The sequence below is a fragment of the Pseudomonas sp. 25 R 14 genome, from assembly GCF_900004755.1.
GTDB lineage: Bacteria > Pseudomonadota > Gammaproteobacteria > Pseudomonadales > Pseudomonadaceae > Aquipseudomonas > Aquipseudomonas brenneri.
In genome coordinates this window covers 383,717-404,318 of sequence record NZ_CVTS01000038.1, presented here as the reverse complement: position 1 = coordinate 404,318, position 20,602 = coordinate 383,717, and the positions used below count along the sequence as shown (strand labels likewise).

At 62.7% G+C, this 20,602-nt stretch carries 16 protein-coding genes; 11 read left to right on the top strand and 5 right to left on the bottom strand.

Annotated elements, in window-relative coordinates:
• Nucleotide 1: 1 nt before the first annotated feature.
• Both BFQ03_RS11680 and BFQ03_RS11675 read left to right on the top strand, forming a co-directional pair.
• Complete coding sequence (locus BFQ03_RS11680; protein WP_065943151.1) at nt 2–925, top strand: SphA family protein; 924 nt, start codon at nt 2–4, stop codon at nt 923–925.
• 62 nt (nt 926–987) lie between these two features.
• Nucleotides 988–1,275 (top strand): hypothetical protein, encoded by a 288-nt coding sequence (locus tag BFQ03_RS11675; protein ID WP_065943150.1) that lies wholly within the window; start codon nt 988–990, stop codon nt 1,273–1,275.
• A gap of 21 nt (nt 1,276–1,296) precedes the next feature.
• On the opposite strand, the gene BFQ03_RS11670 is transcribed toward BFQ03_RS11675, so the two are convergent.
• Complete coding sequence (locus BFQ03_RS11670) at nt 1,297–1,911, bottom strand: TetR/AcrR family transcriptional regulator (RefSeq protein ID WP_065943149.1); 615 nt, start codon at nt 1,909–1,911, stop codon at nt 1,297–1,299.
• A gap of 227 nt (nt 1,912–2,138) precedes the next feature.
• Between BFQ03_RS11670 and BFQ03_RS11665 the strand changes: the two genes are divergently transcribed.
• From BFQ03_RS11665 to BFQ03_RS11640, 6 genes are all read left to right on the top strand, one after another.
• Nucleotides 2,139–3,005 carry a fumarylacetoacetate hydrolase family protein gene (locus BFQ03_RS11665; RefSeq protein WP_065943148.1) on the top strand — a complete coding sequence of 289 codons (867 nt, stop codon included), beginning with the start codon at nt 2,139–2,141 and terminating at the stop codon, nt 3,003–3,005.
• A 126-nt stretch (nt 3,006–3,131) separates the two neighbouring features.
• Nucleotides 3,132–4,127: a 2,4,5-trihydroxytoluene oxygenase gene (locus tag BFQ03_RS11660; protein WP_032861398.1), complete on the top strand. Its 996-nt coding sequence runs from the start codon at nt 3,132–3,134 to the stop codon at nt 4,125–4,127.
• An 11-nt stretch (nt 4,128–4,138) separates the two neighbouring features.
• Nucleotides 4,139–4,762 (top strand): malonic semialdehyde reductase, encoded by a 624-nt coding sequence (locus tag BFQ03_RS11655; RefSeq protein ID WP_032861397.1) that lies wholly within the window; start codon nt 4,139–4,141, stop codon nt 4,760–4,762.
• A gap of 104 nt (nt 4,763–4,866) precedes the next feature.
• Nucleotides 4,867–6,099, top strand: a complete 1,233-nt coding sequence (locus BFQ03_RS11650) for an MFS transporter (RefSeq protein WP_065943147.1) — start codon at nt 4,867–4,869, stop codon at nt 6,097–6,099.
• A gap of 29 nt (nt 6,100–6,128) precedes the next feature.
• Nucleotides 6,129–6,512, top strand: a complete 384-nt coding sequence (locus BFQ03_RS11645; protein WP_032861464.1) for a nuclear transport factor 2 family protein — start codon at nt 6,129–6,131, stop codon at nt 6,510–6,512.
• 180 nt (nt 6,513–6,692) lie between these two features.
• Nucleotides 6,693–7,493: a hypothetical protein gene (locus tag BFQ03_RS11640; RefSeq protein ID WP_223232682.1), complete on the top strand. Its 801-nt coding sequence runs from the start codon at nt 6,693–6,695 to the stop codon at nt 7,491–7,493.
• A 47-nt stretch (nt 7,494–7,540) separates the two neighbouring features.
• Here the strand turns inward: BFQ03_RS11640 and BFQ03_RS11635 are convergent, their stop codons facing one another.
• The 3 genes from BFQ03_RS11635 to BFQ03_RS11625 all read right to left on the bottom strand — a co-directional run bounded on the left by BFQ03_RS11635 (nt 7,541) and on the right by BFQ03_RS11625 (nt 11,981).
• Nucleotides 7,541–8,305, bottom strand: a complete 765-nt coding sequence (locus BFQ03_RS11635; protein WP_083204838.1) for a DNA alkylation repair protein — start codon at nt 8,303–8,305, stop codon at nt 7,541–7,543.
• Nucleotides 8,306–8,517: 212 nt separating this feature from the next.
• Nucleotides 8,518–10,263, bottom strand: a complete 1,746-nt coding sequence (locus tag BFQ03_RS11630) for an ABC transporter ATP-binding protein (RefSeq protein WP_065943145.1) — start codon at nt 10,261–10,263, stop codon at nt 8,518–8,520.
• Nucleotides 10,260–11,981, bottom strand: a complete 1,722-nt coding sequence (locus BFQ03_RS11625; RefSeq protein ID WP_065943144.1) for an ABC transporter ATP-binding protein — start codon at nt 11,979–11,981, stop codon at nt 10,260–10,262. Before BFQ03_RS11625 ends, BFQ03_RS11630 begins: the two co-directional genes overlap by 4 nt.
• 302 nt (nt 11,982–12,283) lie before the next feature.
• On the opposite strand from BFQ03_RS11625, the gene BFQ03_RS11620 reads away from it, so the two are divergent.
• Genes BFQ03_RS11620 through BFQ03_RS11610 form a run of 3 tightly spaced genes read left to right on the top strand, consistent with a single transcriptional unit; the run spans nt 12,284 to nt 18,444 of the window.
• The gene (locus tag BFQ03_RS11620; protein WP_032861392.1) at nt 12,284–13,168 is read left to right on the top strand and encodes an ABC transporter ATP-binding protein; all 885 of its coding nucleotides are present in this window, start codon (nt 12,284–12,286) and stop codon (nt 13,166–13,168) included.
• Complete coding sequence (locus tag BFQ03_RS11615; RefSeq protein ID WP_065943143.1) at nt 13,165–16,269, top strand: ABC-2 transporter permease; 3,105 nt, start codon at nt 13,165–13,167, stop codon at nt 16,267–16,269. The genes BFQ03_RS11620 and BFQ03_RS11615 overlap by 4 nt, the downstream gene beginning before the upstream one ends.
• Before the next feature lie 33 nt (nt 16,270–16,302).
• The gene (locus tag BFQ03_RS11610) at nt 16,303–18,444 is read left to right on the top strand and encodes a TonB-dependent receptor (RefSeq protein WP_065943142.1); all 2,142 of its coding nucleotides are present in this window, start codon (nt 16,303–16,305) and stop codon (nt 18,442–18,444) included.
• Nucleotides 18,445–18,533: 89 nt separating this feature from the next.
• Here BFQ03_RS11610 and BFQ03_RS11605 read toward each other — a convergent pair whose 3' ends face one another.
• Nucleotides 18,534–20,480 carry a TonB-dependent receptor gene (locus BFQ03_RS11605; RefSeq protein WP_229689193.1) on the bottom strand — a complete coding sequence of 649 codons (1,947 nt, stop codon included), beginning with the start codon at nt 20,478–20,480 and terminating at the stop codon, nt 18,534–18,536.
• Nucleotides 20,481–20,602: the final 122 nt, after the last annotated feature.

Below are 20,602 nucleotides of genomic sequence, written 5' to 3'. Positions count from 1 at the left end.
TATGAGTCAAACCCAATGGATTCGGGTGCTGGGCATCAGCTCGGCACTGGCCTGCGCCACGAGCGAGGCTGACAGCGTCAGCCTGCCGCCCCTGGCCCTGGGCAATGCCAGTTTCATGGATGGGGTCGCCGGCCCCGGTGCGTTGTTCGAGTTACCGGTGCAGTATTACCGCAGCAACTCGGCCTACGATGCCCACGGCCATGCACGCCCGGGGCGGCAGCAGGTGCACAGCACCACGGTACTGCCGCACCTGGCTTACTTCAGCAACAAGACTTTGCTGGGGGCGAACTATGGCGCCGAAGTGCTGCTGCCATTGGTGAACCTGGATATAGATATCGATCAGGGCCCCAAGGGACGACGGACGCGCCAGGGTGACATGATCGTCAGTCCGTTCCTGCTGCAATGGGCCCCGGTGTCGTTCTTCGGCCGCCCGTACTGGCAGCGCCTGAATTTCGTGTTCTCGCTGCCCACAGGCTCCTATAACAAGGATTCGAGCCTCAATACCGGGAGCAATGTCTGGGTGTTCAACCCGCATTACGTATTTACCTGGGAGTTGACTGACCGCCTGGAAGTCAGCGGTCGTTTCAACTATGCGTGGTCAAGCCGCAACAACGATCCGGCGTCAGTCCTGCACGCCAACAGTATCCAGCCGGGAGAGGCGTTTCACAGCAACCTGTCGGTTTCCTATGCGCTCGCCGAGAAGTGGCGCGTCGGCGTTGCAGGCTATCAACTCAATCAGATCAGCGACGACCGGATTGATGGGCATCGCCAGCTTAACTCCAGGGAACAGGTGACAGGGATCGGGCCAGGCGTGATGTATCAGCAAGGAAAACAGACATTCTTCGCCAATCTGTATTTTGAAAGCGGTGCTGAAAACCGCGCGCAGGGCACCCAGTTGACGCTACGTTACCTTCATGGGTTTTAGTGCCTGCCTAATCGTTGAATGCCGACCGTTCCAGAACCTAAGACCCAGGGGAGCCTCACATTATGTACCGCCCATTCTCAGCACTACTCGTACTGATGACGATGATCTCTGCCTGCTCGACCCAGTTGACCGAGCAGGGCCTTGGCGTCAGTTTGGTCACGGCTTCATCCTCGAATCAATGCAACCTGATCAAGATGTTCACCGTGCGCGGATCCGGCCCGGACGAAACGCTACGCCTGGCTTTCAACGCCGCAGGTGCTCTGGGGGCCGACAGCATGGCGGTGGCAGATGGCAAGGAAACCTCCGATGGGGCCGAGATCACGGGGGCTGCGTTGATTTGCCACAAGTGATCAACTGAGGTTTATGCCAGGCTACTGAGTTGACAACCCGTTGATAAAAATCGCCGTGGTCTCGCTGATCAGGTGTTCGCGCGCGGCTTTTCCAGGGCATGGGCTAAGCCCCAGCAGGCAACGCAACTGCAGGTCGCCGGTCAGTGCATCAAGGAAGATCTTTGCGCGGGTCTGCGGGTTGCCGGGGATGACCAGCCCGGCTTCTTCGGCCCAGGTGAAGTAATCGGCCAGGCAGCTATAGGCCGTGGCGGGCGCAGCCTCGAAAAACGACTTTGCAGCCTCCGGCGCGCGCAGGGCCTCGGACACGATCAGGCGATGCAGGGCCAGGGTGCGAGGCGACAGCACCACATCGAGAAAGACCCGGGCAATGGTCTTCAGCGCCTCGTCTAGAGGCTTCTGGGCGAGAGTCATGTGGGTCAGCGGGCTGACGTTCTCTGCGCACAGCTGCTCGATGATCGCCGCGAACAACCCTTCCTTGCCACCGAAGTAGGCATAGAGCGTGCGCTTGGAGCCGCCAATGTTGGCGATGATCCCGTCAACACTAACCCCGGAATAGCCTTCTGCGAGAAACATTTCAGTCGCAACCTGGAGAATACTTTGACGCTTTGCTGCTTGCCTCGGGGTAGGGGTTTGCATGTGGCTCGGCTATTCCTGAAAAGAACAATTCAAAAGTTCTCCTAGCCTACGCCGCTCTGCACAAGCCTTCCAGCCACACAGGGGGACGAATCAAGCGATTGTCCTGGAATGTTTTTTGTAAAAAACACTTTGATCACCCTTGACGAGTTATTTATTTGGGCGCATTTTCGTCAAAAGGGTACGGTAACGTACCGTACCTATCTATAACAACAACAGAGGTAGTGATCATGCGTTTCGTACACTTTGTGGAAGGCTCCAGCAAAGGCCTGGCCATTGAACACGCAGGCGTGCTGCGAGGTTTGAGCGAACAGGAAAGCGGTTATCCGGGCACCCTGGAGAGCCTGCTCAACGCCGGCCCCGAGGCGCTGCAAGCGGCCCATCAGCGCTTGAGCGACGCCCGTTTGCTCGATCCATCGAAGCTGCGCTACCTGCCACCGCTGGAGCGTCCGGGCAAGATTGTATGTGTCGGCCTGAACTATGCCGATCACACCAAGGAAAGCCCGTACGAGCAGCCGGCCTATCCGACTTTTTTCCCGCGTTTCAGCACCAGCCTGATCGGCCATGGCGAACCCATCTTGCGCCCGCGTGTCTCCGAACAACTGGACTACGAAGGGGAGTTGGCGGTGGTGATCGGCACCGGTGGTCGACATATCTCCCGTGAACAGGCCCTGGCGCATGTGGCGGGATACGCGATCTTCAATGAAGCCTCGGTGCGCGATTACCAGTTCAAGTCGCCGCAATGGACCATTGGCAAGAACTTCGACGCCACCGGCGCGTTTGGCCCGACCTTCGTCAGTGCCGACGAACTGCCCGCGGGGGCTGTCGGCCTGAACCTGGTGACCCGCCTCAACGGCACGGTGGTGCAGCAGGGCAATACCGCCGACATGATCTTTGGGGTCGCCGAACTGATCGCCGTGCTCAGTGAAGCGGTGACCCTGGAACCCGGTGACGTGATCGTCACCGGCACCCCCGCAGGGATTGGCTGGGCGCGACGCCCGCCACTGTTCATGAAGCCTGGCGACCTCTGCACCGTGGAGATCGAAGGCCTTGGCACCTTGAGCAACCTGATCGCCGACGAGCCGCCAGCGGCCTGAGTCCACGCGTCAGTTTTCGTGAGCGCAGTACAACCGACCGACCGTTACCACGGTGGGCAGCGATCCCGGCTGCCCTGGTTTTGACCACCGGTTGTCCTGCCCCTTGAATGCCCAGGAGCAACTACCGTGCTGCAGATCAAAGACATCAACCATGTGCTCTACCGTCATCCCGACCTTGGGGTGGTCGAACGTTTTCTGACCGATTTCGGCCTGGTGGTCATGCACCGCACCGAGCAACGCCTGTATTTTCGCGGCACCTGCTCGCTACCCTATGTGTACATCGCCGAGAAGGCCAGTGAAGCCAGCTTTGGCGCCATCGCATTCGCCGTCGAAAGCCTCGACGATTTGCACCAGGCCAGCCGGCTGCCGGGGGCCTCGGTGATCCGGGCGCTGGAAGGTCCGGGAGGAGGGCAGTACGTCGCCTTGCATGATCCCTCGGGGCGGCGCATCGAGTTGGTTCACGGTATCGAAGCCGTGGGCACGCTGCCCCAGCGTGCTGCGCTGACACTCAACTCGGCCCATCACAAGCAACGCTTTGGCGATGTGCAACGGCCCGGCAAGGGTGCGGCACAGGTCCTGCGCCTGGGCCATGCGGCGATTGGCGTGCAGGACATGCCCCGACACCTGGCCTGGTACCAGCAAATGCTCGGCATGCTGCCTTCGGACCTGGTGGTCGAAGAGCCTGACCGGGACCGCCCGAGCGCGGCCTTCCTGCGATTGAACCGTGGCAGCGCCTGGACTGACCATCACACCATCGCCTTGTTCCAGGCGCCGAAGGACTTCGTCCATCACGTGTCCTTCGAGGTGCAGGATTTTGACGCGCAGTGCCTGGGCCACGAGTGGATGACCCTGCAAGGCTGGTCGCCGTTCTGGGGGGTAGGCCGGCACATGCTGGGCAGCCAGATTTTCGATTATTGGCGGGACCCGTCCGGCAACCTTATCGAGCACTTCACCGATGGCGACCTGTTCAACCAGGACTCGCCCTCGGGTTACACCCAGGCGTGCGACGCCAGCCTCTACCAGTGGGGCCCGCCGATGTCGGTGGAGTTCTTCCTGGGTGGGGAGTGTGCCGCCGAACAGACCGTGCCCCGGTCGACTTCAGACCGTCAACGACGCAGTTGAGGACAGATGCCATGAGTCAGGTAATCAGCGAGCAGGTGCTCGATAGGTTGTTTCGCCAGGCCCGTAGCCAGAATGGCTGGCTGGATAAACCGGTGGATGATCACACCCTGAAGAAACTCTACGACCTGGTGCGCTGGGGCCCGACCAGCGCCAACGGCTGCCCGGCGCGCATTGTGTTTTTGTGCAGCGCCCAAGCCCGGCAACGTTTGCTGCCAGCCCTGAGCGCCGGCAATGTCGAGAAGACCCTGGGCGCCCCGGTGACGGCAATCATTGGCTACGACACGCAGTTCCATAAGCAGTTACCCAGGTTGTTTGCGCACAACCCCACGGTACGCGACTGGTTTGCCGACCAGCCGGATTTGCTTGAATCCACCGCCTTTCGCAACAGTTCGCTGCAGGGCGGCTACTTCATCCTCGCAGCCCGGGCCCTGGGCCTCGACTGCGGGCCGATGTCCGGGTTTGACCACGCACAGGTCGACCAGGCGTTTTTCGCTCCAGGGGCCGAGGGCATGCAGGCCTTTGCCGGGATGCAGATCAAGTCGAACTTCCTGTGCAACCTCGGCTATGGCGACCCCGCAAAACTCTTTGCCCGTAACCCGCGCCTGGACTTCGACGAGGCCTGCGCGCTGCTGTAACTGACTGACCGCACCCGTAAATCCTCCAGGCCGATCAAGCGTGCTGCGACGCATCACGTCTGTCGATCGGCCTGGCAAAACAACAACAATAAGGAAAACCTGCAATGCGAGCTCTATCCAAATGGCATGTACTTATCGGCGGTTTCCTCGCGTATCTGTTTGACGCCATGGAGATCATCCTACTCACCATCGCACTCCCGGTGATCCGCCAGGACCTGGGCCTGACGTTCAATGAAGCCGGTATGCTCGCCTCGGCAACCCTGCTGGGGATCGGTTTGAGCGGCATTACCACGGGCTGGTATTGCGACAACTACGGCCGACGCAAAGCCCTGCTGATCTCGTTGATCGTGTTCGGCGTGTTGACCACGCTGGTCGCTACCACGCACAACTGGGGCTTGCTCCTGCTCCTGCGGTTTCTGTCCGGGCTGGGCTTGGGCGGGGTGTGGGGGATTGTCTCGGCCTATGTAACGGAAACCTGGCCTGCCCATCAGCGGGCACGAGCGATCGGGTTCGTGTTGAGTTCATTCCCGATTGGCGCGGCCATCGCGGCAATGGCGGCGGCCAGCTACCTGCCTGACTGGCAGACCTTGTTCATGGTGGCCGGGATCTCCACCCTGATCCCGCTGGCGTATCTGTTCTTCTTTGTGCCCGAGTCACTGGAGTGGACCGCGCAGAAAACCCGCAACCTGGCCGGCCCCAGGCAGCACAAGCACGTCTCGGTACGCGAAATATTTTCCCCCGAACTGCTGCGCCTGACCCTGCTGGGTACCCTGGCGGCGAGTTTTGCGGTGATTGGTTTCTGGGGGGCGAGTACCTGGTTGCCCACCTACTTGATCAAGGAACGCGGACTGGACATTGGCATGATGGCCAACTTCATGGCGATCCTCAATATCGGCGCCTTTATCGGTATCAATGCCTTTGGCTTCATCGCCGACCACATCGGCAAACGCAATGCCACGCTCCTGTCATTGCTCGGCAGTGCGGTGATGTTGTCGATTTATGCACTTACCACCGATAACGCCATCCTGTTCTGGCTGGGGCCGATCTATGCCTTCTTCTACGCCTTCGCCAGTTTGTTTGCCTCCTACTTCAGTGCGTTGTACCCCACTCGGGTACGCACCCTCGGCGCGGGCTTCTGCTTCAACTTTGGCCGGGGCCTGGCGGCTTTTGCGCCGTTGCTGTTGAGCGGCATCGCGACCCACTACAGCCTGGCGTGGGGCCTGTTGGTGTGCGCCGGGTTCTTTGCCCTGGCCACCCTCACCCTGTTGTTCATGCCCCAGGTGGAGTCGGATCTGCCCGCCAGCGCGGGCGTGACGCTGAAAACCACGGATTCCTGATGTTTGAGATCAACCTGGAGTGTCAAGCGATGTTAGAGCAACGCGTAGAACAACAGATCCAAACCCTGGAATTGCGCCGCCGCCAGGCCATGGTCGAGGGCGATATGGACTTTCTGGAAAGCCTCTATACCCGCGACTTGACCTACAGCCACTCGGACGGCAAGAGCGACAGCAAGAGCAGCTACCTGCAGGGCATGCGAGAGGGCGTCTGGCGCTATCGGGGTTTCACCAGCCGTGACGAGCAGATGCGCAGGGCAGGGGACTGCGTGGTCGTTACCGGGCTGATCGACATGGACGTGGTGATCCGTGGCGAGCCCATGCTCCTCAACTCGCGCTACATCAGCGTGTGGAAGGCGGGCAATAACGGCTGGCAAATGATTGCCTGGCAATCCACTCGTTATACCCATGCCTGACGCCCGCTAAACCACAGCACAACTGGCAACTTGAACCCGGCCCTCGTGGTCGTCCGGGCAAGGCTTGCGCATGCCTGGAAACCGGGATGGCTGGAACTTTGACGTGATGGAATCCTGAACATGTACGTACAACAATTACAAAAAACGTATTGCAAGGCCCTTCTGATAACCGCAGGCGCAATGAGCCTGATCTCAAGCCCGGTGCAGGCCAGGGATTGGAGCGACACCTTCATCGGTTTTCGCTACGGTACCGACTTCACCGAACCCAGTATCCGCGGCAAGGTCCAGAAGGAGATCTACCAACTGGGCCATGCCAGCGGCAATGAAGCCGGTTCCAATTTTTTCAACCTGGACGTGCTCAAGTCCGACAGTAACGATCCAAAGAAAGACAGCGATTCGGGGGCAACCGAGGCCTATCTGGTGTACCGCCATCAACTGTTCCTCAGCCAGGTGTTCGAGCGGTCGATGGCGTTTGGCCCGGTCAAGGAGGTGGCCCTGAGCGGCGGGGTTGAGCTCAACTACAAGAACACCGAGTTCGCCACCCGCAAGCGCATGCTGGTGGCCGGCCCGACGCTCAAGTTCGACGTGCCCGGTTACCTGGATATCAGCCTGCTGTATGCCATGGAGTGGAACCACTGCGGGTTGAATGCGTGCCAGACCGAAAACATCCAGTTCGACCCGTACTATGTGTTGCACATGGTCTGGGGCATCCCGTTCCAGGTGGCTGGCGTGCCCCTCAAGTTCCAGGGCTTTGCCAGCTACAAGACCGAGAAGGGCAAGGATTACTTCAAGCAGGACACGGCCGAGGAAAGCCTGGTGCGTGCGTCATTGATGGTCGATGTCGGGCAACTGGCATTCGCTCGCAAAAATACCCTGCTGATCGGTCCAGGCTACGAGTACTGGAAACACAAGTACGGCGCGATCCATAAACCCGGCACCGACACCTACGCACCCACCGTGCATCTGGAGTGGCATTTCTAAAGCCCTTGGGTGAGCCGCTTCTGTGGCTCACCTTTTCCACAGCATGTCTATTGAGAAAGGCTGCGAGTAGCCCGGGTAAAAATCCGGGTGGCGGCCTTGCTGTTGGGCGGATAGCGCTCAAAGAGTTGCTGTACCCAGTCTGGCCGGGTCTTGCTGGCGTCGTTGATCCAGTTGGCCACCGAGTCTTGGGCATATTTGTCGGATTCTTCAAGCATTGCGATCAGCAAGGGCTCGGCTATTTGCGGCTCGGCCTTGAGGTGGGCGATGTGTTCGCACCAGACGCCACGCGGGCGTAGGATTTCAACGCAGAAACGGCGTATTAGCGGATCGTCGCTACGGGCATGGCGGCGTAGCAGTGCCAGGGAGGTAGGCAGGTCCTGGGTCAGAAGCGGCCGCAAGGCAATCCAGGCCCATTCGCGCACGCCAAAGTGGCTGTCGGTGGCGAACCGGAACTGGCTCAGCAAGGCCTTTTCCGGCTCACTGTTACGTTCGCAATAGGCATTGGCGAAGGCCGCCCAACTGCGCACGGTGTCCGATGGATGCTCCAGCAGCAGGCGCCAGGTCTGCTCGCGCAAGGGCCGGGCGGAGCTTTCCAGCCACTGCCCCAACAGGAGACCCATGGCGGCGACTTTCTTGGAGATGCCCAGCGCCTGGCCAGCCTGGGCTGCGGTCTGCAGGGCCACGGCCAGCGACGGGTCGAACTGCGGGGCAAGGGCCGCTGTCAGCGCCACCTGGTCAACTGCCAGGCACTCGCCCAAATTGCGGGTTGCCAGGCGGCCCTGGTCGATCAGGGCTTTGCGTTCTTCACTGATATCGATACGTTGACTGTGCAGCATCAAACACCTCCTTGTGTGATTACCGTGATTGAAGCAATTGAAGCCCGGGCCCGATGCCCATCTGGTAGCTTGATGCAGTTTGTCTTGGCGTCTTACTAAGTCAACGTTTTGTTTGATGTTGGTGCTGATCGGCTTGGTCAACGGGATGCTCTGCATTTTATAGGACGCCATCGCCGGCAAGCCGACTCCTATAAAGAGGGACGTTCCGCCTTCAGGCGCCAACCGCCCGCCCGTTGACGCTCGTGCCAGAAGCCGGCGTAGCGCCCGTTGTCGGCGAGCAACTGACGGTGGCTGCCAGACTCCACCAGGCGCCCTTCATCCAGCACCAGGATCTGGTCGGCCGCCATGATGGTCGGCAAACGATGGGCGATCACCAGTACGGTGGCGTTCTGGATCAGCGTGCCAATGGCGGCTTGCACGTAAGCCTCATTCTGCGGGTCGAGTGCCGCCGTGGCTTCATCCAGCAGCACGATGGGCGCGCGTTTGAGCAGGGCACGCGCCAGGGACACGCGTTGGCGTTCACCCCCGGACAGGCTGGTACCGCCTTCTCCCACCGGGGTGGCCCAGCCTTGTGGCAGGCGCGCCACAATCTCATCGACTCCCGCCAATGTTGCCGCTTGCGCCAACTGCCGGGCGCTGGCATCCGGGTTGCCCACACGAATATTGGCCTCCAGGCTGTCATCGAACAGATACACGTCCTGCATCACCAGGGACAGCTGCGCCATCAGGGCTTCGCTGGACAACGCGCGCACATCTACGCCGCCTACCTTGACGCTGCCCTCGCTGGCATCGAAGAAGCGCATCAGCAGGCGGGTGACGGTGGTCTTGCCCGAGCCCGACGCGCCGACAATCGCCGTCATTGTGTTGGGCTGGGCGCTGAAGCTCAGGTCCTTGAGCACCGGCGGGCCACAGGGGTAGGCAAAGCCCACCCGGTCGAATTCCAGGCTGCCGGGTGCTGTCAGGGGCAGGCTGGTGGCCGGCGCAGGCAGCGCGGGTTGGCGCAGGATGCTCGCCAGTTGTTCCAGGTCGTTGCTGGCCATGCGCAACAAACCGCTGCGCGCGGCCGCCTCCGCCAGGGGGCCGACAAACCGTGCGGCCAGGGCCAGCAACGCCACCAACTCGATAGCATCGATCTGTTGGGTGGCCGCCAGGGCGATGCCTACCGCTACCAACAGGGCGAACGCCAGTTGCACGCTCAGGCCACCGGCCAGCAACTTGGGAAAGGTCTGCGCCAGCATCGAGCCACCGGCCTGTTGCTGTGCGCGATTGGCCGCCTGTAATGGCCGATAGCCGCGCTGCGCCTGGCCAAAAGCACGCAGCACCTGCTGATAGCGGGCAAACTCCACCACCCGGTTGCCGGCTTCGCTGGCCGCGGCTTCGACCCGTGCATCATTGGCGCCAATGGCATTGGCCGACCAGTGATGGGTGAAGTAGATCAGCGGCGCACACGCAACCGCCGTGAGCCCCAGCCGCCAGTCAAATACAAACAGGGTCAGCGCAACGGTGGCAGGCACCACGACACCGGACACCACCGGGCCCAGATAATGGGCAAACAGCCCGGTGACCATCAGCGTACCGCTGGTGGCGCTGCGCGACAGTTGGCCGACTTTCTCGCTGTTGAACCAGCCCAAGGGCAGGCGCATCAGGTGCTGGCCAAGGCGTTCATGCAAGGTGGTGAGCACCAGCAGTGCCAGGGCGAACCCCTGCATCGCCTGCTGGTAGTGGGCGATGCAGGTCAGCAGCACCATCGCCGCCAGGCCGGCGAGCCAGGTCATGGCCAGCGGCAGGTTACCGGCAAACAGCGCGTGGAGGATCGGCACCAGCAACGCCACCGCCAAGCCTTGCAACACGGCACTGGCCACCAGCCAGGCGAGGTAACGGTACAGGCGCGTGGCGTGGGCCGGACCCAGCAGGGTCAGCAGACTGCGGATCATTGCGAGACCTCCACGGCGCTGGCGTGCCATAACCGGGCATAGGCCCCGTCGGCTTGCAGCAGTTGATGATGGCGACCACATTCGACAATACGGCCATGGTCGAGCACGACGATCTGGTCGACATCGCGAATACTCGCCAGGCGATGGGCAATCACCAACACCGTGCGCCCCCGCGCCAGCGCTGAGAGCGCGTCCTGGATCAACGCCTCGGATTGCGGGTCGGCGTGGGAGGTGGCTTCGTCGAGGATCAGCACCGGGGTGTCCGCCAGCAGCGTGCGGGCGATTGACAGGCGCTGCGCCTCGCCGCCGGAGAAGATCGCGTCATCGCCAATCACAGACTGATAACCCCGGGGCAGGGCCAGGATGCGCTGATGAATCTGCGCCGCGCGGGCAGCGGCCTGCAATTGCTCATCGCAGGCAGTGGGGCAGCCAAGGCGCAGGTTATCGGCCACGCTGCCATGCACCAGTTGTGCATCCTGCAAGACAAAACCGACGTGCCGGTACAACTGGTCCGGGTCGATCTGCCGCACATCGACGCCGCCCACCAGCACCCGGCCAGCGTTGACGTCGTGAAAGCGCGGCACCAGCTTGGCCAGGGTCGATTTGCCGGCACCGGAACTGCCCACCAGCGCGGTGATCGTGCCCGCCTTGCAATGCAAGTCGATGCCCTTGAGGATCGGCTGCGCTGCGTCGTAGCCAAACTCGACCTGCTCGAAGGTCACGGCGTGCTCCACCGGTTGGCTGTAGCGTGGCGCCGCAGGCAGTTCTTCTATGCTCAACAGGGCTTCGATCCGCCCGGCGGCGGCCTGGGCGGTGCGTTGGGCGGTCAGGCTCTGATTGATCACCAGCAACGACTGCGGGATCACCACGGCCACCAGGGTTTCGGCGAACAGTTCCAGCGGCGTGATCCAGCCGCGACTCAACCACAGGCTGCCCACCCCCAGGCTGACCAGCAGAATCACCGGCACGCTCAGGGCCATCGACGAAATGGCTTCCAGGCGCAGCAAGGGCCGCACCCAGCCGGCGTACTGCCGGCCGAACTGGTTGACCGCCTGTTGATAGCTGCGATGGGCCTGGCCGACCCGGCCAAATGCCTTGACCACGGCAATCCCGTGTACGAACTCGACAATGGCTGCGCTGATGCGGGTCATGCTCTGGTCCAGCAACTGCATCTTGCTGGCAAAGCCACGCATCATCAGGGTATAGGCCAGCCCGTAGAGGGGCAGGGTCAGCACTGCCAGCAACGCCAGGCGCCAGTTCAGACTGGCCAGCCACACCAGCCCGGCCAGGGGGGTGACGATGGCGGCGGTGCGCTCCACGGCGTGATGGGCGATCAGGTGATGCAGGTCTTCGAGGTCGTCCTGGACTCCCTTGCGCACTGCGCCGGAATTGGATTCGCTATACCAGCCGAGGGGCACGCGGGCGAGTTTGCCGACCATGGCTTCGCGCAAGCTCGCTTGCAAGCGATGGTCCGCCAGATGGGTCAGCCACAACGCGGCACCGCAGGCCATCCAGCCGAGGCACAGGGCAATCACCACCCACCCGGCGCACAGCCATAGGGCTTGCCGGTCGACAGTGCCGGCCAGTAGCAGGCGCGCCAGTTCGGTCAGGGCAATGAAGGGCACCAGGTTCACCAGCGCACCGATGGCAGCGAGCGCTACACCGAGGCGAATCAGGTGGTTGACCGGGCGTTGCAGGGTGTCCAGGGCGGTAGTCATGGGTTTTTCCGTAGGCCGATACACGGTCAGGGATGCTAATCGCTCTCATTTTGGCGGCTACCCGTATCGAGTCGATTGCCCCTCGTATCCGCATGTTGGCCACGGGTTGAGCGTTGCAGCGCCAGGCCGCAGGCGTCGGAAGTTGCGCGATACGGTTGGAAATTGACTTGAATCGGGTAGAGGGCGCTCGCGTGCGTGGCTACCGTCCCGGGCTGTGCCTCTCAAGGGCAATCATTCTCAAATAAGCGCTATCCGGCAGACCTGCTCTCCCTGGATCGGCGCGTTTGCCCATGGAGTTGCAGATGTCAGTCGATTCGGGTTTGCAGGTGCGCGGCCTGCACAAGCGCTACAACAACGGTGTGCAAGCGCTGCGTGGTGTGGACTTGAGTGTCGGCCCCGGGATGTACGGGTTGCTCGGCCCCAATGGCGCCGGTAAAAGCAGCCTGATGCGCACCTTGGCGACCTTGCAGCAACCCGACGCCGGTAGCATTTATCTGGATGGCGTGGATGTGTTGGCCGACTCCGATCATCTGCGTCGACGCCTGGGCTACCTGCCGCAGCAATTGGGGGCATATCCGGGCGTCAGCGCACGTGACCTGCTGGACCGCTTTGCCTGGCTCAAGGGCCGTACCGACAGCCGCCAACGCCGCGCAGAAATCGAAGGCCTGTTGGCCAAGGTCAACCTGCAGGATGCCGCGCACCGCGCGCTGGCTACCTATTCGGGGGGCATGCTGCGCCGCTTTGGCATCGCCATGGCGTTGGTGGGTTCGCCACGCTTGCTGATTGTCGATGAGCCTACGGCGGGCCTCGATCCGGCGGAGCGCAATCGTTTCCATCGGGTGTTGGCGGATGTGGCCGCCGAATCGATTGTGTTGCTGTCGACCCATATTGTCGAAGATGTCGAAAACCTGTGCAGCCGCCTCGCGGTGTTGGCTGGCGGGCAGATTCTGGTGGAAGGCAGCCCGCAGGCGTTGCTCAGTGCGGAGCAGGGACGCCTGTGGGTGGCGTCGTTCGGGCGCGGCGAAGCCTTGCCGCCGGCCTTGCATGTGGCGGCTAGCCCCGAGGGCAGTCGGGTGATTGTGTATGGTGAGCGGCCTGCCGATCCACGCTTCATGCCCCACGCACCGCGCCTGGAAGATATCTATTACCTGGCGCTGGCCCAGGCCGGTGAGGCGGCCGACGCATGAGTACCTTCGCCCTGATGATGCGTGAAGCCTGGGTGGAAGTGCGCGCCGGGCTGCGCAGCGGTATTCCCTTGCTGGTATTTTTGGGCCTGGCCGGCTACCTGCTGATGTCCCTGACCAACGCCGACTATGTGCAGAAAATGGGCGCCAGCGACATCCCGCGCAATGCCCCGAGCCTGATCTACCTGATGGCCTGCGGGTGTATGTTTTTCCTGTTTTTCGCCTGGGCCTGGGTGTTTGCCCAGCCGGCCCTGCGTGATCGCAAGGCGCAGTTGGAGGAAGTGTTGCTGGCGCTGCCGGTATCGCTGCCGGCGTTGTTATGGGGACGGTTTATCGGCGCTGCGGTGGTCGCAGGCTTGCTGGCCAGTTCACTGATTGTCGGCTTCCTGCTGAGCCCGATCCTCGGCTGGTTGGGTTGGGTGCCGGTGGCGAGTATCGGTGCGCCGGCCTGGTCGGCGCTGGGCTTTGCCTGGGTCGCGCTGCTGTTGCCGGTCAGTACCGGCGTGGGCGCCCTGTATTACCTGTTGGCGCTGCGCAGCCGGGGCCTAGCCGCGCCGTTTGCCCTGGCCACGGGGTTGATGCTGCTGTGGATGTTCGCGGTGGTGGTGCTCAAGGGTGGGCATATCAACCCGCTGCTGGCGGCCAGTCTCGATCCGTCCCTGTTTACCTTCGCCCAGGCCCAGGTGGAAACCTGGACCGCAGCGCAGAAATCCCAGGCACTGCTGGACCTCACACCGGGGTTCTGGCTCAACCGGGGCCTGTGGTGTGTGCTGCCGCTGCTGCTGTTGGCCTGGTCCCTGGCCCGTGCCACGCGCCAGAGCCTGATGGGCCGACGTAGCGGTGCGGTGTTGGCAGAGCCGCCGATGCAACTGGCACAGGATGTGCGCTTGCCTGGCCCTTTGCTGGTCAGCCACTGGCCGCGCGCGTTATGGCGCGAAACCTGCTGGCAGATACGCCAGGTCTTTGCGCGCAAGGTCTGGTGGCTGGCGCTCGGGATGCTGGTGGTGATGGGCGTGCTCAGCGGTCTTGTGCATGGGGTGTGGCATGCCCATGGGCCGATGGTGCCGCGCGCTGACTTGACGTTGCCGCTGCTGGCCAGCGCGCTGTTCCTGGTGATTGCCTTTATGGTGGCGGCGCTGGTCGGCCTGATCTGCCGGCGTGATGATGTGCAGGGGCTGGGGGCGATGCTGCAAGCCACACCGGCGCCGGTGTGGCTGCGTACGTTCGGTCAGGTGCTGTGTGTGTTGCTCGCCACCCTTTCGCTGGCTGTGGTGCCTGGCGTCGCCAGCCTGCTGATCAGCGCTGTCGTCGCGCCTGCCAGCCTGGCGCCGGGGTTTGCGCTGATCTACTCGCTGTTGGTGTTTGCCCCGCCATTGCTGGAGTTGGCGATGCTGACGGTGCTGGTGCATGCGCTGATTCGGCGGTCCGGCCTGGCATACGCCACGTCGATGTTGCTGACGTTTTTCCTGGTGCTCAATCACGAACTGGGACTGGTGAGTTACCCCGCGTATGAAATGGCGATCCCGGGCCACATGGCGCTCTCGGCGCTGACCGGCTGGGCCCCGTGGCTGGCCTATCTCGGCACACTGGCCAGTTGGAAGCTTGCGGTGTGCCTGGTGCTGGTCGCACTGGCGGCCCTGGCCGTGCCCCGAGGGCCGGAGAGCCGACGTCTTGCCGACCTGAGTACGCGAGTGCGCGGTGTACCCGGTGTGTTGCTGACAGTGGGTGTGCTGGTGATGTTGGGCAGCGGTAACGTGTTGCACCGCCAGTTGGTGGAGCGGGGCGATTATCAGACCGCCACCCAGGCGCGTGCGGACAGCGCCGCCTGGGAGCAGCGCTGGCTGGCCGGCGCCGGTGCCTTCCAGGTGGCCGGCGGGCAATTGCAGTTGCAGATCGACAGTGCCCAACGCCAGGTGCTAGGGCAGTGGACCCTGGAGGGCGTGACTGCTGCCAATGGCCATCTGGATGCCGAGTTGCCGGCGGGTCTGCAGGTGACGGGCGCCAGGGTGATGGACCAGTCGGTGGTGGTTGAGCAAGCCCATGATCATCTGCGGCTGGCCCTGGGCGCTTGTGCGTCGAGCGGTTGCCAGGTGACCTTGCACTGGACCCTGAATGCCACCGGTTGGTCGAGCGAGGGCGAGGGTATCTGGCTGAGTCCTCGGGCGTTATGGTTGGAAGCGCGACGGGTGGTGCCGCGCCTGGGCCTGGACCCGGAACGTGGCTTGCGTGCGCCAGTAGAGCGTCTGGCAGCCGGCTTGTCCGCTACCGCACCCGCGCTGCCCGAGGGGGCGGCGGTGGCTGCGCAAGCCGTTGCACCGGCCGGGGCCTGGCACTGGACCATCGACGCCCAGGGTTACTCCCTCAGTGGCCGCAGTAAACAGCCGCTGGACTTCGCTTATGCCCTGTCCTCAGCAACCGTGACCCATGAACTGGACGGTGTCCGGGTGCTGGCCGATGCCAGTCGCCAAGCGACCGCCCGCGAGGTGCGTGAGGACCTCACCGCCATGTCTGCCTGTATTGCGCAGCATCTGGGCGCAAGCCCACCGGTCAGCGACGTGAGCCAATGGCCCAGCGGCATGGGGGCCAGTCGACTGAGTAACGGTCACCTGTTGCTGGCCCAGACCCCGGACTGGGACGTGGCGCCAACCGGTGTCGGGCGCTGGGCACGACGCGCCCATATCGCCGAACTGTTGGCCCGCCAGCGGCTGCTCAGCGCCAGCGACCTGCGCGAGCAACCGGGTCACGTGTGGCTGAGCCAAGGTGTGGCCGCAGCGCTGGGTTTGCTGTGTGTCGGCGAAGTTGATGGCCCCGATGCCCGTGCGGCATTGATCGGGCTCAAGGCTGATGACCTGACCCGCGCCCTCGCCAGCGATGGCGAGCCGATCGGCACCCTGGCCAGCGCCCGGCAGCAGGGCTGGGCCGCGCCTTATGCGGCGCTGGCCAGTCTCGATTGGGTTGCCAGCCAGAGCGCTGCGCAACTGCTGGACATGACGGCACAAATCCGTACAGGCCAGGGATGGCCGCCATCGATCCAAGGGCTGCTGGGTGCGCCCTCGGATCCGGTGATCGCCCAGGCGCGTCAGCGCTGGGGCACGCCGCAATGAACCTGTCCCTCTCTTATCTGCCTGGAGTTTTGCATGCTTGATCAGTGGCTACTCAAACCGTTACGCCACCCGCAGGGTTGGCGCGCCAACGTCCTTACCCAAGCCCTGGCGCTGGCCTTGTCCAGCCAGGCGTGCAGCGCGTTTGCTGCCGACTACCAGTCCGACTCACAGGCCCTGGAGCTGGCGCCGGTGACCGTCAGTGCGCGATTGAACCAGGAAAGCGCTAGGGACATTCCCTTCGGCCTCTCGGTGATCGACGGGCAAACCCTGCAAACCCGGCGCCTGCGCACGCTTGAAGACGCATTGCGCGGCACCCCGGGCGTCGACGTCAATTCCTGGGGCGGTGCGAATGACGCCAATGTGCGTATTCGCGGGGTCGGTTCGCTGAACCAGATGAGTATGGATGACGGCTCGGTGGTGCTGAACGTCGATGGCGTGCCGATGTCGGTGCGCAATGCGGCCATGGCTTCCCTCGATGTGCAGCAGGTGGAAGTGCTCAAGGGGCCCCAGGGCACTTTGCTGGGGCGCAACAGCGAGGCCGGGGCGATCAACGTCACCACCCGCAAACCCACCCGTGAGGTAGAAGGCTATGTGCGCGGTGAAGTCGGCCAGCAAGGCCAGTTCATGACCGAAGGCGCGGTAGGCGGCCCCTTGACCGAGACCCTGGCCGGGCGCGTTGCGGTGCGTCGCAGCGGCTTCGATAACTGGGTCGACGACCAGCAGGACCGCGATCCGCTGACCGCGCCACGGGACCTGGCCTTGCGTGGCAGCCTGCTGTGGGACAACGACGCCGGCACCACCGGGTTGCTGGTTGCCGAGCGCCAGCGCGCCGAGCACTACGTCGGCCTGGAAATGCTGCGGCCCTTTGGCGACAGCCCGCGCCTGGACTACACGCCTGGCGTATTTGACGGCAACCAGAAAACCAACGAGCGCTATTCCTTTGAACTCAATCACGATCTGGCGCAAGCTCGGATCACCTCGATCAGCGCCTACACCAGCACCGACTTCAATGCAGTCAAGGGTTATGACCGCAACATCACCCGTGCACTGTACGGTTCACCCTTCGAATACCTTATTGAGGACTCGGCCCACGAACGGGTCTGGAGCCAGGACCTGCGCCTGGGCTCGCTGCCAGAGGCCGAGGTGTTCTGGGTAAGTGGGGTCAATCTTTCCCGTTCCGAGCGCAATTTCGACTCGAACAACTTCACCAACGGCGCGCTTCAGCAACGTGAGTTCACTACCAACAGCTACGCGGCGTATGGCGAGATCACCTTCCCGATTGCCGAGGACTGGAAAATCACCACCGGCCTGCGCCACACCTGGGATCGCAAGACCTACGGTGGCGAATATACGAGCGCAGGCAATCGGGCCAGCGACAGCCGCCAACTGCAAGACAACTACAGCACCGGGCGCGTGGCACTGGCCTATGCGCTGACGCCGCAGACCAATCTCTATGCCGTACTTTCCCGTGGCTACAAGTCTGCCGGCTTCAATGATTACGCGACCTCGGTCACGGACAGCGAGCCGTACAAGGCAGCCAAGGTCAGTGCGGCCGAAATGGGGTTCAAGCACGAAAGCGAGGGCGGTGCGTTGAGCCTGGAGGGGGCGCTGTTCTTCACGCGGGTGCGCGATGACCACTTGCTGGGGTATGACTTCAAGACCGTGGCCGTCAGTGCGGTGAATGCCGACACCCGCAGCAAGGGCGCAGAGCTGTCGAGCACCTGGCACGTCACTGACCAATTGACCCTGGGCAGTGCCGTGAGCTACACCAATGCGCTCGTGACCTCCGATGCCCGGGGTGTTTCTGGCGGTGACGTGGTGGCAGGCAGTCGGGTACCAGACGTGCCGCTGTGGAGCGGTAACTTCAGTGTGGCTTGGCACAAGGATCTGCCTGACCTGCTGGGATTACCGGCGCCCCGTCTCAATACATTGCTCAATTACCGCCTGCAGAAAAACCGCCCGGCAGACCCGCAGAACCACTATGACCTCAAGGGCTACGCCAAGCTGGACCTGCACCTGGGCCTGGAAAGCGGCGGCTCGGAAGTCTACCTGTGGGGCGATAACCTGCTGGATGCGCGCTATGACTTGTATGGTGCCTATTCCACGGCCCAGGTGTTGACCGGGATGCCAGGCAGAGGGCGCTCGGCGGGGGTGGGCTACAGCTATTCGTTCTGATAGAGGCTTGGCCAACAAACCTTATAGACGCTGGCAAGCCAGCGCCTACAAGGGGATTGATTCACCAATCAACCTGCTCCCCCTTCACGTCAGAACTGATAGGTGTAGCCGACGCCCAGGGTACGGCGTCGCGCGGGTGCGCCATAGGCTACCGGATCACTGTAGAACCCATAGGTGTCGTACGTCTGGTTCAGCAGGTTGTCGGCATAGGCATACACCTCGCCGAACTTGCTATGCAGGCCGGCGCGCAGGTCGAGTTTCTCGTAGTTATCCAGGTTGAAATGGTTCTGCGGATCTGCCGCTCGCTCGCCCACAAGGTGGTAGTTGAGGCTGGTGTTGAGGGTGGTTTCACCCAGACCGGCGAAACTGCCCAATGGATGCTCCCAGGCGACGTTGAAGTTGCCACTCCAGCGCGGTACATCCGGGGTCCGGTTGCCAGCGGCGACGTCACCGGCCTGGATGCCCTTCACCGCGCTGGTGATTTTCGCGTCGAGGTAGGTGGCACTGGCGGCCACGCTCAGGCCGTAGTCGAAGCGCCAGCTGCCTTCCAGTTCGGCGCCGCGGGTGCGGGTGTCGGCATTGAACGCATTGGTGGCGAAGGTTGCAGCGTCGTACCCCAGCAGATGGTCGTCGTGCACGCGGGTGAAGAACAATGCGCCATTGAGGCGGCCACGGCGGTCGTCGGTTTCACTCTTGAAGCCCAGTTCCGCAGCTTTGCTGACGGCGGCCTTGTAGGGTTCGCTGTCGCTGACCTGCGATGCATAGTCATTGAACCCACCGGACTTGTAACCGCGCGCCAATTGCACATAAACGTTGGTTTGCGGGGTGATCGCATAGCTCAGGGCAGCGCGACCGGTGCCGTAATTGTCCGTCAGCCTGCGTGAGTCGTTGACCGAGTCGCTGCCCGAGAAGTACTCGCCGTCATAGGTCTTGCGGTCCCAGGAATGGCGGTAGCCGGTGGTCAGTTTCAGCTGCTCGGTCAGGGGGAAGGTGACTTCGCCGTAGCCGGCATAGGTGGTTGTGGTGAAGTCGCGGAACTTGGCGCCTGAGGTGCCGTAGGTATTGCGCGGGGTGTCGTAGGTACGCTCGCTGCGTGTGGCGGCCAGCCCCGTGACCCAGAACACCTGCGAGTCGGGCAGGGAGCTCAGGTGTACGTCCTGGCTCCAACTGCGCTCAAAGGATTTGTCGACCACCCAGAACTCGCTGGGGGTGCCGTAGAGCGCGCCCATCAGTTTGCTGTCATAGGCGATCAGGCCTTCGAAATCGGCGGTTGAAGTGGAACTGGTGGAGGTCAGGCGGCTGTTGGCGAAGTCATGCTCGACCTTGATCGCGTAGCGCTCGGTGGTCTTGTAGTTGTCGTCGAACAGGCCGGGGGTGAGGTCCAGGCTCGGGTCGCTACCGTACGGGCGCAGCACCAGGGAGTTGGTGGCGCGCTTGGACTTTTGCCGCTCGGCGCTGAACAGCACGTGGGTGTCATCGTTGAGATCCCACAGCAGGCTGCCTCGGTATGCTTCGTTGCGGGGTTTGGTCTGGGGGTGGTGGGTCTGGTCGTTGTCGATCCAGCTGTCGTAACCCGCACGGCGTACTGCGAGGCGGCCGCTGAGGTTTTCCGTCAGAGGCCCGCCCACGGCGCCCTCAGTGAGGAACTGGCCTTGCTGGCCGACTTCGCCGCGCACATAACCTTCCCGTTCACGGGTCGGCTGGCGTGTGGTGATATTCACGGCGCCGGCCTGGCCAATTGCCCCGGACAAGGTGCCCTGTGGCCCCTTGAGGACTTCGATGCGCTCCACATCCAGGGTTTCGAAACCCAGGCTGCGCGACGATACCGGCACGCCATCGATATTGAACGCCACCGAGCTGTCATCCATCGACATCTGGTACAGCGAGCCCACACCACGGATCAGCACGTTGAAATCATTCGGACCGCCAGAGGAGTTCACGCTGACCCCGGACGTGTTGCGCAGGGCGCTTTCCAGGGTATTGAGGCGCTGGGTGCGCAACTGCTCACCGCTGATCACGCTCAGGCTGATCGGCACCTCCTTGGGATCCTCCTGCTCCATCCGCGCGGTGACGGTTGAAACCGGCAGTTGCAGCGGTTGGACGGCTGTATCGGCAAAGGCTGAATGAGTGAGTGTGCAACTGAGCAGAGCTGTTATAG

Excerpts from the sequence above, each read along its gene's own strand:
- BFQ03_RS11680 (WP_065943151.1), top strand. The coding sequence starts at position 2 with ATGAGTCAAACCCAATGGATTCGGGTGCTGGGCATCAGCTCGGCACTG.
- BFQ03_RS11675 (WP_065943150.1), top strand. The coding sequence starts at position 988 with ATGTACCGCCCATTCTCAGCACTACTCGTACTGATGACGATGATCTCT.
- BFQ03_RS11670 (WP_065943149.1), bottom strand. The coding sequence starts at position 1,911 with ATGCAAACCCCTACCCCGAGGCAAGCAGCAAAGCGTCAAAGTATTCTC.
- BFQ03_RS11665 (WP_065943148.1), top strand. The coding sequence starts at position 2,139 with ATGCGTTTCGTACACTTTGTGGAAGGCTCCAGCAAAGGCCTGGCCATT.
- BFQ03_RS11655 (WP_032861397.1), top strand. The coding sequence starts at position 4,139 with ATGAGTCAGGTAATCAGCGAGCAGGTGCTCGATAGGTTGTTTCGCCAG.
- BFQ03_RS11650 (WP_065943147.1), top strand. The coding sequence starts at position 4,867 with ATGCGAGCTCTATCCAAATGGCATGTACTTATCGGCGGTTTCCTCGCG.
- BFQ03_RS11645 (WP_032861464.1), top strand. The coding sequence starts at position 6,129 with ATGTTAGAGCAACGCGTAGAACAACAGATCCAAACCCTGGAATTGCGC.
- BFQ03_RS11640 (WP_223232682.1), top strand. The coding sequence starts at position 6,693 with ATGAGCCTGATCTCAAGCCCGGTGCAGGCCAGGGATTGGAGCGACACC.
- BFQ03_RS11630 (WP_065943145.1), bottom strand. The coding sequence starts at position 10,263 with ATGATCCGCAGTCTGCTGACCCTGCTGGGTCCGGCCCACGCCACGCGC.
- BFQ03_RS11625 (WP_065943144.1), bottom strand. The coding sequence starts at position 11,981 with ATGACTACCGCCCTGGACACCCTGCAACGCCCGGTCAACCACCTGATT.
- BFQ03_RS11620 (WP_032861392.1), top strand. The coding sequence starts at position 12,284 with ATGTCAGTCGATTCGGGTTTGCAGGTGCGCGGCCTGCACAAGCGCTAC.
- BFQ03_RS11615 (WP_065943143.1), top strand. The coding sequence starts at position 13,165 with ATGAGTACCTTCGCCCTGATGATGCGTGAAGCCTGGGTGGAAGTGCGC.
- BFQ03_RS11610 (WP_065943142.1), top strand. The coding sequence starts at position 16,303 with ATGCTTGATCAGTGGCTACTCAAACCGTTACGCCACCCGCAGGGTTGG.